This is a genomic window from Streptomyces sp. NPDC028305, from assembly GCF_055569495.1.
The window spans coordinates 195,342-208,143 of record NZ_JBVHTN010000006.1; the positions used below are offsets into that span (position 1 = coordinate 195,342).

The window sequence follows — 12,802 nt, forward strand, 5'->3', positions numbered from 1 at the left end:
TCCAGACTCGCTGTCTCGTATGCAAGACAGTGTCCACATACTTAGACGGCTCCCGCGTTTAGACGGCGGACGGCTCGGGGCCCACCAGCTCGTCCAGGACATCCGTCATCGTGACGAAGCCGAGCACGGCCCCGCCGTCGCCGGTGACCGCCGCCAGGTGGGTGCCCGCGGCGCGCATCGCGGTGAGGGTGTCGTCCAGCGGGGTGTCGGCGCGCACCCGGGTGACGGCGTGCAGCGCGGTGCCCGGGAAGGGTTTGTCGCGGTCGGTCGCCCCGAGGGTGTCCTTGATGTGCAGATAGCCGAGCACCGCCCCGGCCGGGGCGAGGACCGGCAGCCGGGAGTAGCCGGAGGCGGCTGCGGCGCGCTCCAGCTGGTCGGGGGTGACCTCGGGGCCGACGGTGACCATCTCGTCCAGCGGCACCAGGATGTCGCCGACCCGGCGGGTGCCCAGCTCCAGGGCGTCGCGCAGCCGCTCGCTGCCGGTGGGGTCCAGCAGGCCCGCGTCGCTGGAGTCGCGGACCAGCCGGATCAGCTCGGCGTCGGTGAAGACGGACTCGACCTCGTCCTTGGGCTCGACCTTCAGCAGCCGCAGCAGCGTGTTGGCGAAGGCGTTGATGCCGAAGACGACGGGGCGCAGCGCGCGGGTGACGGCCACCAGGGGCGGGCCGAGCAGCAGCGCGGTGCGCTCGGGCGCGGCGAGGGCGATGTTCTTGGGGACCATCTCGCCGATGAGCATGTGCGCATAGGTGGCCGCGGTCAGGGCGACCACGAAGGCGATCGGGTGCACCAGGCCCTGTGGGACGTGCACCGCGTCGAAGCCGGGCTCCAGCAGATGCGCGATGGCCGGTTCGGCGACCGCGCCCAGGACCAGCGAGGAGATGGTGATGCCCAGCTGGGCGGTGGCCAGCAGGGCGGACAGGTGCTCCAGCGCCCACAGCACGGTGCGGGCGCGCCGCCCGCCCGCCTGCGCGGCGGGTTCGATCTGGCTGCGGCGCACGGAGATCAGGGCGAACTCGGCGCCGACGAAGAAGGCGTTGGTGAGCAGGGTGAAGGCGCCGATGGCCAGCTGTAGGACGGTCATCGGGCCTCCTCCTTGACTGTGATCTTGTCTGTGCCCCTGTCGGTGACCTCGTCCGTGGCGAGCTCGGTGGCGGGGGTCGCCGGGGCGGTGATGGTGACGCGGTCGGCGCGGTGGTGGTCGACGTCGAGGACGGTCAGCTCCCAGCCGTCCAGGTGGACGGTGTCGCCTTCGGCGGGGATGCGCGCCAGGCGGGTGGCGAGCAGCCCGGCCAGGGTCTCGTACGGGCCGTCGGGCGCGGCGAGGCCGATGGCGGCGAGCTCGTCGAGGCGGACGCCGCCGTCGGCCTCCCAGACGGCGCGGCCGTCGTCGGTGGGCGGCGCGGGCAGCAGGTCGGGCGGGTTGAGGGGGTCGTGCTCGTCGCGGACCTCGCCGATGACCTCCTCGACGATGTCCTCGACGGTGGCCACCCCGGCGGTCCCGCCGTACTCGTCGATGACCACCGCCATGACGCGCTCGGCGCGCAGGCGCTGGAGCAGCGTGCCGACGGGCAGGGTGTCGGGCACCAGCAGCGGCGGGGTGATCAGGTCGGTGACGGGGGTGGCGGCGCGCTTGGCGGCGTCCAGGGCGAGGACGTCGCGGATGTGGACGGTGCCGATGACCTCGTCGAGGCTGTCGCGGTAGACGGGGAAGCGGGACAGGCCGGTGGCGAAGGTGAGGTTGGCGGCGTCGGCGGCCGTGGCGTGGGCCTCCAGGGCCCGGACGTCCACGCGCGGGGTCATCACGTTCTCCGCGGTCAGCTCACCCAGGTGGAGCGTGCGGACGAACAGCTCGGCCGAGTCCGGCTCGATGGCCCCCTGCGCGGCGGAATGGCGGGCCAGGGCCACCAGCTCCTCCGGGGTGCGGGCGCCGGCCAGCTCCTCCGCGGGCTCCAGGCCGAGACGGCGTACGAACCGGTTGGCGGCGTTGTTGAGGTGGCGGATGAACGGCGAGAAGGCGGCGGTGAAGCCGCGCTGGGGGCCGGCCACGACCTTGGCCACGGCCAGCGGGCGGGAGATGGCCCAGTTCTTGGGGACCAGCTCGCCGACCACCATCAGCACCACGGTGGACAGGGCCACGCCCAGCACGGTGGCCACCGAGGAGGCGGCCCCGCCCAGGCCGGCGGCGCTCAGCGGACCGCGCAGCAGCGCGGCCAGGGACGGCTCGGCGAGCATGCCGATCACCAGGGAGGTGACGGTGATGCCCAGCTGGGCACCGGACAGCTGGAAGGTCAGCCGGCGCACCGCCGCCAGCGCGCCCTCGGCGCCGCGCTCGCCCGCCTCGACGGCGCGCTCCAGCTCACCGCGCTCGACGGTGGTCAGCGAGAACTCGGCGGCCACGAAGACCGCGCAGGCCAGGGTGAGGAGCAGGGCCAGGAGGAGCAGCAGGACCTCGGTCACCGTGCCACCCCCCGCGCGTCGCTCGAATGCCGCAGGGGTATGGCACGGCCGGTACTGGGAGGTTCACCCATGGCGGGTCCGCCGCTCCTTTTCTTCGCTCGGTGGGCCGGGTAGGCCCTCATGGTTCGGGGAGGGATCGTCCCTCATTCAGCGTAAAGAGATGGTAAAGCATTCCCGGGGGGCGGCGCCCGCTCTATGCTTCTACATGCGTGTAGAAAAACGACGGGGACCAGAATACTTGTGAAGGAGTGAACGCCGCGATGGTGTTCAAACGACTGCTCGGCTCGCTCGGTGTCGGCGGCCCCACCGTGGACACGGTCCTCGAGGGCGGGCCGGTCCGTCCCGGTGGCGTGCTGAGCGGGCAGGTCCACCTCAAGGGTGGGTCCTCGGACTTCCAGATCGAGCAGATCACCCTGGAACTGGTGGCCCGGGTCGAGGCCGAGCACGAGGACGGGGAGAGCGAGGGCGTCGTCGCCTTCGACCGCTTCACGGTCGGCGGCGGGTTCCGGCTCGCCGAGGGGGAGCACATGAGCGTGCCCTTCTCCGTCCACATCCCGTGGGAGACGCCCGTCACCGAGCTGTACGGGCAGCCGCTGGGCATCATCATGGGCGTGCGCACCGAGCTCGCGGTGGCCGGCGCGAAGGACAAGGGCGACCTGGACCAGCTGACCGTGGGCCCGCTGCCCGCGCAGGAGGCCATCCTGGAGGCGTTCGGGCAGCTCGGCTTCGGCTTCAAGTCGGCGGATCTGGAGCTGGGGCACATCGGCGGCACCGGCCAGACGCTGCCGTTCTACCAGGAGATCGAGCTCACCCCCGCCCCGCAGTACGCCCACGCGGTCAACGAGATCGAGGTCACTTTCCTCGCCCACCCCGGCGGCATGGAGGTCGTCCTGGAGGCCGACAAGCGCGGCGGGCTGTTCTCCGGCGGCCATGACGCCCTCAACCGCTTCACCGTCGGCCACGAGGGGGCCGAGCACCGCGACTGGACGGCCGAGGTCGACGCCTGGGTGCGGCAGATGGTCGACAGCCGCGGCGCGCACGGCGCACCCTACGGACAGGGTTACGGCCACCAGGACGGGTACGGACACGGTCACGGGGGTCACGGGGGTTACGGACACGGCGAGCACGGGCACGACAGCCACGGGCACGACGGCCACCGCCGCTCCGGCCCCAGCACCGGCGCCGTGGTCGCGGGCGTCGCGGCGGGGGTCGCGGTCGGCATCGTCGGCGGCATGGTCGCGGCCGAGGTCGTCGACGAGATCGGTGACGCTTTCGAGGACGAAGAGGAAGACTGAGTCCACGGCCGGACCGGCCGCCACAACCCACGCCAAACACCCCTGCTAGCTTTTACAACACTGTAGAGACAACACACGTACGGAGTTCTCATGGCCCTGTGGGATCGCATCAAGGATTCCGCCCAGACGATGCAGACCCAGCTCGTCGCGAAGAAGAACGACCTGAAGAGCGGGGCGTTCCGCGACGCGAGCATGGCGATGTGCGCCCTGGTCGCGGCGGCCGACGGCAGCGTCGACCCGTCCGAGCGGCAGCGCGTCGCCCAGCTCATCGCCACCAACGAGGTGTTGCAGAACTTCCCCGCGGACGACCTCCAGCGCCGCTTCAACGACTACCTCAACAAGCTCATGGCCGACTTCGACTTCGGCAAGGTGAGCCTCCTCCAGGAGGTCGCCAAGGCGAAGAAGAAGCCCGCCGAGGCACGGGCCGTCATCCAGATCGGCATCGTCATCGGCGGCGCGGACGGCGACTTCGACAAGACCGAGCAGGCCGTCGTCCGTGAGGCCTGTTTCGCCCTGGAGCTGCCGCCGGCCGAGTTCGACCTGTAATTCGACCGGTAAGCGCCACAGGCGGCCCGCCGGTCACAGCGGGGTGGCCGCATGGAGGACGAGGAACAGCGCCACCGCCGCGTTCGCCGAGGACAGCGCGGACGCGGCGGTCCCGGCGGCCGCGATCCAGGCGGCCAGCCCCGCCGCGGTGGCCACCGGCGGCCACCACCGGGCGGGCGGCACCGGGCCGAGCAGCGCCGCCACCCGCCGGGGCACCGGCCCGGGGGCGGCGAATCCGGCCAGCGTGGGGGCGGGCGTGCCCTGCGAGACCAGCGCCGCCTTGCCGACCGCCCGCGCCATCACCCTGCGGTCCCCCACCGCCCCGGCCGCTTCCTCGTCCGCCCACCGCTCCGCGCAGTAGGCCACCGCGGCCTGGAGCGCGTACAGCAGGGGGTTCGCCCGCGCCGCCAGCTGGGCCACCAGAAGGTAGCGATGGTGCCGTCCGGTCAGATGGGCCCGCTCATGGGCGATCAGCGCCTTGCGCTCGCGCGCGTTCAGACAGTCCAGCATCGCGGTGGACACCACGACCCGCCCCCGGTCGCGGCACGCGCCGGGCCCGCCGGGCAGGGCATACGCGTACGCCTTGCCGTCGGGCAGCACCGCGACCGGCGACTCCGGCATACCGGCCAGCGCGGCCTGGGCCCGCCGCCGCACCGTCACATGCCGCACCAGGGTGCCCGTGCAGCCGGCGGCCACCACGGCCAGCGCGCCGATCGCGGCCTTCCCGGCCACCTCGTCGTACGGCACGGCGGCCCGCACCTCGGGGTCGGACCAGCCGTCCGGGAGCGGATTGCCCGGCAGCTGGGCCGTGCCGACGACGACCAGCAGCACCAGGCACAGCGTGGAGCACAGCGCGAGCACGCCCCCGACCAGCGACAGCAGTCGGGTGGCGGCCCGCGGATGCAGATGCTGCTCGGCCAGGCGCGCGATCGGCAGCGCCGTCAGCGGCAGCATCAGGGGGAGGAAGACGAACAAGCCCATGGGTCAGTTCTCCGGCTCCTCCGCGGCCTCGCTCAGCAGGTCCCGCAGCAGCCGCTCGTCGTCCGCCGACAACCCCGTCACAAAACTCGCCAGCACGGCCTCCCGGTCGTCCTGGCCGTCCAGCACCCGGCGCATCCGCAGCGCGGCCAGGCCCGCCTCGTCCGCCTCGGCCCGCCAGACGAACGCCCGGCCCACCCGCTCCCGCGCCACGGCCTGTTTGGTGTGCAGCCGGGACAGGATCGTCATCACCGTCGTGTACGCCAGGTCGCCCTCGAGCCGCTCCTGCACCCAGGCCGCCGTGACCGGGCCGCCCGCCCGGCACAGCACGTCCAGGACCTGCGCCTCCAGCTCGCCCTGCCCGCGCCGCCGAGAACGCTGGCGGGGGCCGTGCTCGTCCGGGTTCAAGGGGTCGTCCCTCACACCGTCTCCTCTCTCCGCTGCGCCGCCACAGGACCGTACATCCTCGGCGGCTTCGAACAGCCCCCCACGATTCTTCTACAGTGTTGTAGATTTTGAGTCCGGGCCCGGCTCCGGGCCAACCGAAACACAGGAGGAGATCGTGGGAGTTTCCCTGTCCAAAGGCGGCAACGTCTCGCTCAGCAAGGAGGCACCGGGTCTGACCGCGGTCCTGGTCGGCCTCGGCTGGGACGTTCGGACGACGACGGGCACCGACTACGACCTGGACGCCAGCGCCCTGCTCGTCGACGAGTCCGGAAAGGTCCCCTCCAACCAGCACTTCGTCTTCTACAACAACCTCACCAGCCCCGACGGTTCGGTCGAGCACACCGGTGACAACCTCACCGGTGAGGGCGACGGCGACGACGAGAGCATCAAGGTCAACCTGGCCGGCGTGCCCGCCGATGTCTCCAAGATCGTCTTCCCGGTCTCCATCCACGACGCCGAGTCCCGCGGCCAGAGCTTCGGCCAGGTCCGCAACGCGTTCATCCGCGTGGTGAACCAGGCCGACGGCGCCGAACTCGCCCGCTACGACCTGAGCGAGGACGCGGCGACCGAGACCGCCATGGTCTTCGGCGAGCTCTACCGCCACGGCGCGGAGTGGAAGTTCCGCGCCGTCGGGCAGGGCTACGCCTCGGGCCTGGCGGGCATCGCCTCCGACTTCGGCGTGAGCATCTGACACGGCCCCTGCCGCCGGCCTTGCCGCCGGCACCGCCGCCGCTGCCGGGCCGGGCCCTCGGGTGCCCCGGCCCGGCAGCGGCGCCACCGGCTGGCTCCAACTCATCGAGGGGACGGACATGACCGGCCCGAACGCGACGCAGGCCTTGCAGCGGGAGGACAGATCCGACTTCGAGGAGGTGCTGCGCCAGGCGCTGAACGCCGCGGAGATCCGCGCGGCCCTGCGGAACGGCTCCGCCGAGGGCCCGGGCCTCGAAGAGCTGCACTCCCAGGCCCTGGCGGACGCCGCCTCCATCGCGGCGGCGGCCGCGGCCGAGTACCGCGACTACGTCCAGCTGCGCGCGGCGGCCCGCCCCTCGGCACTCTCTGAAGAAACCTCCGAGGCGACCACCGGGAACGGGCCGGGCGGGCGTGGGCTGCTGCCCGCGCTGGCCGTTCTGACGCCGGTGCTGGCCACCACCGCGACCGCGGTCTTCCTGCTTCTCGGCTACCTCATGGGGCTCAGCGACTCCCAGGAGCGGCTCGCCGACACCCTGCTGACCGCCGCCTGGACCACCGCCGTCATCGCGGCCGTCACCACCGTCTCCGGCGTCGTCTGGCTGTTCACCACCGCCGCACGGCACCGCACCACGCCACCCGAGCGGCAGTACGAACGGGTGGCCGCGGCGCGCGGCGCCTGGCGGCGGGCCCTCCTCGAACGCGGCGTGCTGCCGTATCTGCGCGAGCGACTGCCCCGGAACGGCCCCACGCGGCCCCCGGAACCCGCCCGCCGCCCGCGCCTCGGCTACTCCAGCCCGGACTTCGCGGCCCCCGATTACGCCAGCCCCGACTACGCCAGCCCGGACTACGCGACCCCCGACCGAGCGCATCCCGATCGCGCCAAACCCGACTACGCGAGCCCTGACTTCTCCAGCCCCGACTATGCGAGCCCGGACTTCTCCGTGCGACGCTCATCGGGGGAAGACTGACGGCGGCGGCCACCCGCACCCCAGCGCAAGCCCACCACCCCACAGAGAAAGCAGGCACCGATGCTCGGCATAAGCGAACTGTCACTGCTCCTGATCGTCGTCATCGTCGTCCTCGGGGCCAAGAAACTCCCGGACCTGGTCCGCTCCATGGGCAAGTCGGCCCGCATCCTCAAGAGCGAGGCCAAGGCGATGAAGTCCGACGAGGCGCCGTCCGTCACCCAGGACGGATCCGGCAACCGTGTCATCCGCGCCGAGCCCGGCGACGTCATCAAATCCCGGACGGAGAACGACCCCGGCAGCGGCACCGCTCCGCGCTGACCCGAGGCGGGCGGCCGTTTTCAGTACCGCTGCCGCCCGCCCGGGTAGCGGACCGGCTGACAGCATTCGGGGGCGCCGACGGGCGGATGCCGCCCGTCGAGCGCGTAGCACAAGGCCGCGTGCAGATGTTCCGCCTCAACGGGTGTCAGCTCCAGTTCGGCGATGGCACGATGCTGCCCGCCGCTGCTGATCTGGAGTGGCAGCGCGAGCTCCCCCTCGTGCGTACGGCGCAGGCCCCACCCGGGAACGGGCCAGATCCGCCAGCCGGTCATGACAACTCCCGGGCACGCTCAGGGTCCAGCCCATGCACGCCGTCCTCGTCGGGTGCGGGCAGGCGCCCGCCTCTGCTCTCGGCCACCCGCAGCACGTCGCACAGCGCCTCACACAACCGAGCCGCCAGGAAGCGGAGTTCCCCAGCGCCCGCCTCACGGTCCGCGAGCAGCGCGCGGGCGTGGGCGAGGAGTTCCCTCCCCATCGACACCTGGAGCGCCTCGATCTCGTCCGCTCTGCGGCTCAGAAGGCTGTTGCCGTCGTCCGTCGCCAGATAGCACGGCTTGCCATCGGGGCCGGACCACGGCAGCAGCCGCAGGCCGAACATCGCCCTCACCGCGCCACCCACACGGGCACGGTGTCGATGCCACCGAGGGCCAGCATCGGCACGGGACCCCGTTCCTGTCGAGCCTCGCGCTCCTGCCGGAGTTCCCGCCGCCGCTGCCGCTCACGTTCCTCATACGCGAGGACATCAGGACGCAGCCGCTGCCCTGGGGCCATGACCCGGCATGGACTTGTGGTGAGTTTGAGACGGCGACACGCCGTCGCTTCGGCGTGTCGCCGTCTCAAACTCACCACAACGTCAATGGCGGCACCGCTCCGCGCTGACCCCGTCCCGGCTTCCCCGGTCGGCCTCCAGGCCGGCTTCCAGATCGTCGAGCGCCCGGCGGGCGGCCGCGATCCGCTCCCGCAGCGCATCCCCCTCCGGTGGCACGGCGGGCTGCGCGGCCGCGTGCCGCCCGTTCGGCTGCTCCTCCTCCATCGCGCGGGCCTCCTCAAGGGAGTTGATCACCACGCCGATGAGCAGGTTCACCAGCACAAAGGACCCCAGCAGCACGAACGACGCGAAGTAGACGATGGTCCAGCGGGAGATCTCGAGCCCCGCGCGCACCGCGTCGCCCAGCCCGTCCAGGGTGATGAGCAGGAACAGGGTCAGCCCGGACCGCCCGATCGAGCCGTAGTGCTCCGGGTCGTCGTCGGCGAAGAACACCCAGCCGACCATGGCGTACACATACAGCAGCAGGGTGCCGACCAGCAGAAAGCTCAGCGTGCCCGGGAGGCTCTTGCCGACGGCCGTGATCACAATCCGCACCTGCGGCAGGAACCGCGCGGCCCGCAGCACCCGGGCCAGCCTCAGCAGCCGCAGCACGGTCGCGTTCTCGCGCGCGATGGGCAGGAACGCGAGCACCACGACCACCACGTCGAACAGGTTCCACGGGTCGCGGAGGAAGTCCCGGGGCCGGTCGGCATGGGCGGCCGCCCGTAACAGGATCTCGGCGGTGAAGAAGGCCAGGAAGACGTGTTCCAGGGCCTTCAGCTCGGTGTGCCAGCGCTCGACGGCGCCGCCGTACGTCTCGACGCCGAGGACGGCGGCGTTGGCCATGATGACGCCGAAGACCAGCACCCCGAACCAGCGCGAGTCGACAACCCGGCGGGAGCGCTCCGCGAGGGTGCGCACCTTGAGTGCGACGGTCTGGTCCGCCATGTCACGTTCCAACTCTGCGCTGCCCGCCGTTCACCCTTCAACTGAGTTGATCTTACGGGGTGGAGGGGGCGAACGGCGGGCAGACGGGCCGCCTGGGGGGCGGCGTCACCTGATGTCTTGCGAGGAGGCTCCCCCCGTTTGCCCCTGGAAGGAATCGCATCCGTGTTGCGACGCGGAGCATCCCCGTATCCGCTTCAGTGCGCGAGGCCCACTGCCGTGTCGGCATCGCCAGCGTGATGCGAACGCGTGCGCCAGTGATCGCTGGACGGGGTGATGGTGGCGGGATCGGGGCACGTGTGTACGGCGGCCGTGCGTATGGTCTTTCGGAGAGTCGGGGCATGGCGTCCCGGCCGGGGACTGTGAGGGGGATGGCACAGGTGAGGGCGGCTGCGGAGGCCGGGCATGCTCGGTACACCTACCGGGTTCGCGTGTCGTCCACCGCCCGTACCGCCCTGGCGGCGGAGTGGGACCGCTGCCAGTGGGTGTGGAACGAGTGCGTCGCCAAGTCCAGGGCCGTGTACCTGCGCAACAAGGCCACCGGCCAGAGGGCCACGTGCGGCCCGGCTCAGCTCGACAGGATGCTGACCGAGGCGCGGAAGACGACACCATGGCTGCGTGAGGGCTCGTCGGTCCCTCAGCAGCAGATCATCCGCGACTTCGGCCGCTCCCGCGCCAAGGCACAGAAGGACATCACAACACGCTTGCCGATACGGCGGCGGGCCGGGATGCCGAAGTGGAAGACCAGGCGCGAGGCGCTGCCGAGCCTCAACTACACCCGGCGCGGGTTCCGGTTGCAGGACGGGCATCTGCGCCTGGCCGGGGGCATCGTCGTGACGGTGGTGTGGTCGCGGGAACTGCCGGCTGAGCCGTCCTCAGTGCGCGTGTATCAGGACAGCCTCGGGCACTGGTATTGCTCGTTCGTCGTACCCGCCCAGGTTGCGCCCCTGCCTGGGACCGGCCGCGTACTCGGTGTCGACCGGGGCGTGAAGGAGATCGCGACCACGACGCCATCGCTGTCGAGGACTTCCGCCCGAAGTTCCTCGCCAAGACCACCATGGCCCGCAAGGCCGCTGACGCCGCTCTCGGCGCCACCAAGGCCGCCCTGATCGAGATGGGCCGCAAGCACGGGCGGGACATCCGCCTCGTCCACCCCGCGCACACCACGATGGACTGCGCGCAGTGCGATGCGAGAGCCAAGCATCGCCTGCCGCTGGGTGAGCGCACCTATCACCTGCACCGCATGCGGAACCATGTCCCCACGGGACAAGAACTCCGCACACGTGATGCTCGTCCGGGCTGGTCTCAACCCGGCTGGTGCCGATGGCAGAAGACCTCCCGGAGCGCTGCTCCAGGAGGCGGCCTGAGCCAGGAATCCCCTCCCTTCAGGGAGGGGAGGATTCAAAGCACCGAGCGGAACCCCGGCAGCCGGCGCAGTCCGGCGGCAGCCGGGAACGCCGCGCCCAGCGCGAGAACGGCCGTCAGGACCCAGGCGACGAGCGCGGGCAGGGCATCTCTCCCCAGGGCGAACTGCACGGCCACGACGATCGGCAGATGGATGATGTAGACGGCGTACGAACCGGCCGCCAGCTCGCGGCGCAGCCGCCCCGAGCCCGCGCACCGCTCGCGGAACAGCGTGAGCAGCCCGACGCACAGCGCCACGCACAGGCCGCTCTCGTACAGCGACCACAGCGCGGACCGCCACCCGGCGCCGCCCGGCGCGAACCAGTCGGCGTCCGGGCCGACGGCGAACAGCAGGGCCGCCCCGCCGACCCCGCCCGCCAGCCAGATCAGGCCGGTCCGGGCGGGGAAGCGCGCCGGCCAGCCGTAGCGGTGGGCCACCGCGCCGAGCACGAAGAAGCTCGCCTGGAGCGGCAGCCGGGCGGGCTCCACCTGGAGGAAGTCCAGAAAGGGCACCCAGGAGTCGAGCGGGTAGCGCAGCCGCACGGCGTAGGTGGCCGCCGCGAGCCCGACGGTCAGCAGCGCCAGCGCGCCGTGCCCCGGCACCCGCGCGGGGTTCTGGTCCTCACGCCGCCGTCGGCGCAGCAGCCGGGCGGCCTGCCGGCACAGCAGATACAGGGCGCTGTAGGCCAGCAGGTTCTGGATGAACCACAGGTGCGCGAACTGGAGATCCGGCCAGGACGGGCCGCTCCAGCCGGCCGGCTTCTCGCCCAGCCCCAGATACACGTCGGTGAAGTAGCGGGGGAAGGAGATCGGGGCGTAGCCGCGGTAGTGGACGTAGTACGTGTACATCAGCCCCGGGACGATCGTCAGCGCCCCGACGACCAGCGGGATGCCGAGCCGCCGCAGCCGGGAGGTCAGGAACGCGCGGGCGCCGTGGCGTTCGTACGACGTGGGCACGAAGTAGGCGGAGACGAAGAAGAACAGGCTCATCGCGAACGTCCCGTCCAGCGCCGACAGCGCGGCCAGCGCCCCCGAGCGCGGCCGCCCCTCGACGTACCACCAGTCGTCGGGGCCGTACGCCTGGGCGGCGTGGTGGACCACGACGAGGACGGTCACGGCGATACGGAGGTTGTCCAGCCAGGCGAGCCGGGAGGGTGGAACAGAAGGCTTGGTGTTCATGTGTTGAGAATGGTGTACACGTGCACACTCGCGCGGTAGGGCTGTCCCCCGTATCGGCCTTCGGGCCCGCCCTACGCCTCGTCGGGGCCGAACAGGCCGTGGAGCAACAGGCGTTGGTTGGCGGCGCTGCGGCGGGCCAGCACCTCGGGGGCGAACATCGGGTCGCTGACGTTCGGTTGCATGACCCGCTCCAGCAGCAGGGGCCCGAGGATCAGGCACAGCAGCTGGAACGGCGCCCACTCCTCGTCCGCCCGCGGGTCCGTGGCCCCGCCGGACGCCTCCCGCAGCCGCTCCAGCTCCCGCCGCGCCCCCCGCAGCAGCCGCCCGAACAGCACCGCGCTCGCCTCGCTGTCCTCCAGCAGCGCCTGCCGCAGATAGCCGCGCAGCACCGGATCGGCCCCGAACAGCCGCGCCGAGACCTCACCCAGCGAGGCCATCAGCGCACCGCCGTCGGCACCCTCCGCGTCGAGGCCGCCCAGCGCCTCGCCGATCCGGCCGAGCACATACTCGTCCACCGCCGCACGCAGCCCCTGCTTCGAGCCGAAGTGGCGGGTCACCAGCGCCGGGGAGAGCCCGGCGGCGGCCGCCACCGCCCGCGTGGACGTCGCCTCGAACCCACGCTCCGCGAAGAGTTCGAGCGCCGCCTCCCGCAGCCGCGCCCGCCCCGTCAGGTCCGTTCTGTCCACCGCTCGCATACCAGGAGGCTATCCGCGTCGGTACCCTGAATCTGTCGCGGTCCCCCCACCACCTACCTCCTCGTACGGTGC

The 12,802-nt window shown here is 71.9% G+C and carries 14 protein-coding genes and 1 pseudogene; 6 read left to right on the forward strand and 9 right to left on the reverse strand.

Translation table 11 applies throughout. The annotated features are described in order from the left end of the window. Positions 1 to 58 precede the first annotated feature (58 nt). Together ACZ4WQ_RS26275 and ACZ4WQ_RS26280 are read right to left on the reverse strand one after the other, a co-directional pair. Entirely contained in the window at positions 59 to 1,081 is a 1,023-nt protein-coding gene (locus ACZ4WQ_RS26275) for a hemolysin family protein (protein WP_398375819.1), read from the reverse strand. Then, positions 1,078 to 2,457: a hemolysin family protein gene (locus ACZ4WQ_RS26280; RefSeq protein WP_398375817.1), complete on the reverse strand. Its 1,380-nt coding sequence runs from the start codon at positions 2,455 to 2,457 to the stop codon at positions 1,078 to 1,080. Before ACZ4WQ_RS26280 ends, ACZ4WQ_RS26275 begins: the two co-directional genes overlap by 4 nt. A 260-nt stretch (positions 2,458 to 2,717) precedes the next feature. On the opposite strand from ACZ4WQ_RS26280, the gene ACZ4WQ_RS26285 reads away from it, so the two are divergent. Both ACZ4WQ_RS26285 and ACZ4WQ_RS26290 read left to right on the forward strand, forming a co-directional pair. Next, positions 2,718 to 3,752 carry a sporulation protein gene (locus ACZ4WQ_RS26285; protein WP_398375815.1) on the forward strand — a complete coding sequence of 345 codons (1,035 nt, stop codon included), beginning with the start codon at positions 2,718 to 2,720 and terminating at the stop codon, positions 3,750 to 3,752. Positions 3,753 to 3,842: 90 nt separating this feature from the next. Next, positions 3,843 to 4,298 (forward strand): tellurite resistance TerB family protein, encoded by a 456-nt coding sequence (locus ACZ4WQ_RS26290; RefSeq protein WP_311728507.1) that lies wholly within the window; start codon positions 3,843 to 3,845, stop codon positions 4,296 to 4,298. A gap of 33 nt (positions 4,299 to 4,331) precedes the next feature. On the opposite strand, the gene ACZ4WQ_RS26295 is transcribed toward ACZ4WQ_RS26290, so the two are convergent. Both ACZ4WQ_RS26295 and ACZ4WQ_RS26300 read right to left on the reverse strand, forming a co-directional pair. Further along, positions 4,332 to 5,279, reverse strand: coding sequence for a M56 family metallopeptidase (locus tag ACZ4WQ_RS26295; RefSeq protein ID WP_385347295.1), 948 nt, complete (start codon positions 5,277 to 5,279; stop codon positions 4,332 to 4,334). A 3-nt stretch (positions 5,280 to 5,282) separates the two neighbouring features. Beyond that, a complete protein-coding gene (locus tag ACZ4WQ_RS26300; RefSeq protein WP_385347293.1) occupies positions 5,283 to 5,699 on the reverse strand; it encodes a BlaI/MecI/CopY family transcriptional regulator in 417 nt (138 codons plus the stop codon). Positions 5,700 to 5,838: 139 nt separating this feature from the next. Here ACZ4WQ_RS26300 and ACZ4WQ_RS26305 point away from each other — a divergent pair, with 139 nt between their 5' ends. From ACZ4WQ_RS26305 to ACZ4WQ_RS26315, 3 genes are all read left to right on the forward strand, one after another. After that, a complete protein-coding gene (locus ACZ4WQ_RS26305) occupies positions 5,839 to 6,414 on the forward strand; it encodes a TerD family protein (protein ID WP_311728509.1) in 576 nt (191 codons plus the stop codon). A 118-nt stretch (positions 6,415 to 6,532) separates the two neighbouring features. Beyond that, positions 6,533 to 7,381 carry a hypothetical protein gene (locus ACZ4WQ_RS26310; RefSeq protein WP_398375812.1) on the forward strand — a complete coding sequence of 283 codons (849 nt, stop codon included), beginning with the start codon at positions 6,533 to 6,535 and terminating at the stop codon, positions 7,379 to 7,381. A 60-nt stretch (positions 7,382 to 7,441) separates the two neighbouring features. Then, entirely contained in the window at positions 7,442 to 7,699 is a 258-nt protein-coding gene (locus ACZ4WQ_RS26315) for a twin-arginine translocase TatA/TatE family subunit (RefSeq protein WP_311728511.1), read from the forward strand. A gap of 20 nt (positions 7,700 to 7,719) precedes the next feature. Here ACZ4WQ_RS26315 and ACZ4WQ_RS26320 read toward each other — a convergent pair whose 3' ends face one another. From ACZ4WQ_RS26320 to ACZ4WQ_RS26330, 3 genes are all read right to left on the reverse strand, one after another. Continuing rightward, on the reverse strand, positions 7,720 to 7,971 hold the full coding sequence (locus ACZ4WQ_RS26320; protein ID WP_398375810.1) for a hypothetical protein: 252 nt from the start codon (positions 7,969 to 7,971) through the stop codon (positions 7,720 to 7,722). Beyond that, positions 7,968 to 8,297 (reverse strand): hypothetical protein, encoded by a 330-nt coding sequence (locus ACZ4WQ_RS26325; RefSeq protein ID WP_398375927.1) that lies wholly within the window; start codon positions 8,295 to 8,297, stop codon positions 7,968 to 7,970. Before ACZ4WQ_RS26325 ends, ACZ4WQ_RS26320 begins: the two co-directional genes overlap by 4 nt. 255 nt (positions 8,298 to 8,552) lie before the next feature. Continuing rightward, positions 8,553 to 9,455, reverse strand: coding sequence for an ion transporter (locus tag ACZ4WQ_RS26330; protein WP_398375808.1), 903 nt, complete (start codon positions 9,453 to 9,455; stop codon positions 8,553 to 8,555). A gap of 368 nt (positions 9,456 to 9,823) precedes the next feature. Here ACZ4WQ_RS26330 and ACZ4WQ_RS26335 point away from each other — a divergent pair. After that, positions 9,824 to 10,819: pseudogene (locus tag ACZ4WQ_RS26335) on the forward strand (RNA-guided endonuclease InsQ/TnpB family protein). Positions 10,820 to 10,853: 34 nt separating this feature from the next. Here the strand turns inward: ACZ4WQ_RS26335 and ACZ4WQ_RS26340 are convergent. Together ACZ4WQ_RS26340 and ACZ4WQ_RS26345 are read right to left on the reverse strand one after the other, a co-directional pair. Then, the gene (locus ACZ4WQ_RS26340; protein ID WP_398375806.1) at positions 10,854 to 12,035 is read right to left on the reverse strand and encodes an acyltransferase; all 1,182 of its coding nucleotides are present in this window, start codon (positions 12,033 to 12,035) and stop codon (positions 10,854 to 10,856) included. Positions 12,036 to 12,106: 71 nt separating this feature from the next. Further along, positions 12,107 to 12,730: a TetR/AcrR family transcriptional regulator gene (locus ACZ4WQ_RS26345; RefSeq protein WP_468022461.1), complete on the reverse strand. Its 624-nt coding sequence runs from the start codon at positions 12,728 to 12,730 to the stop codon at positions 12,107 to 12,109. Between the last annotated feature and the right edge of the window lie 72 nt (positions 12,731 to 12,802).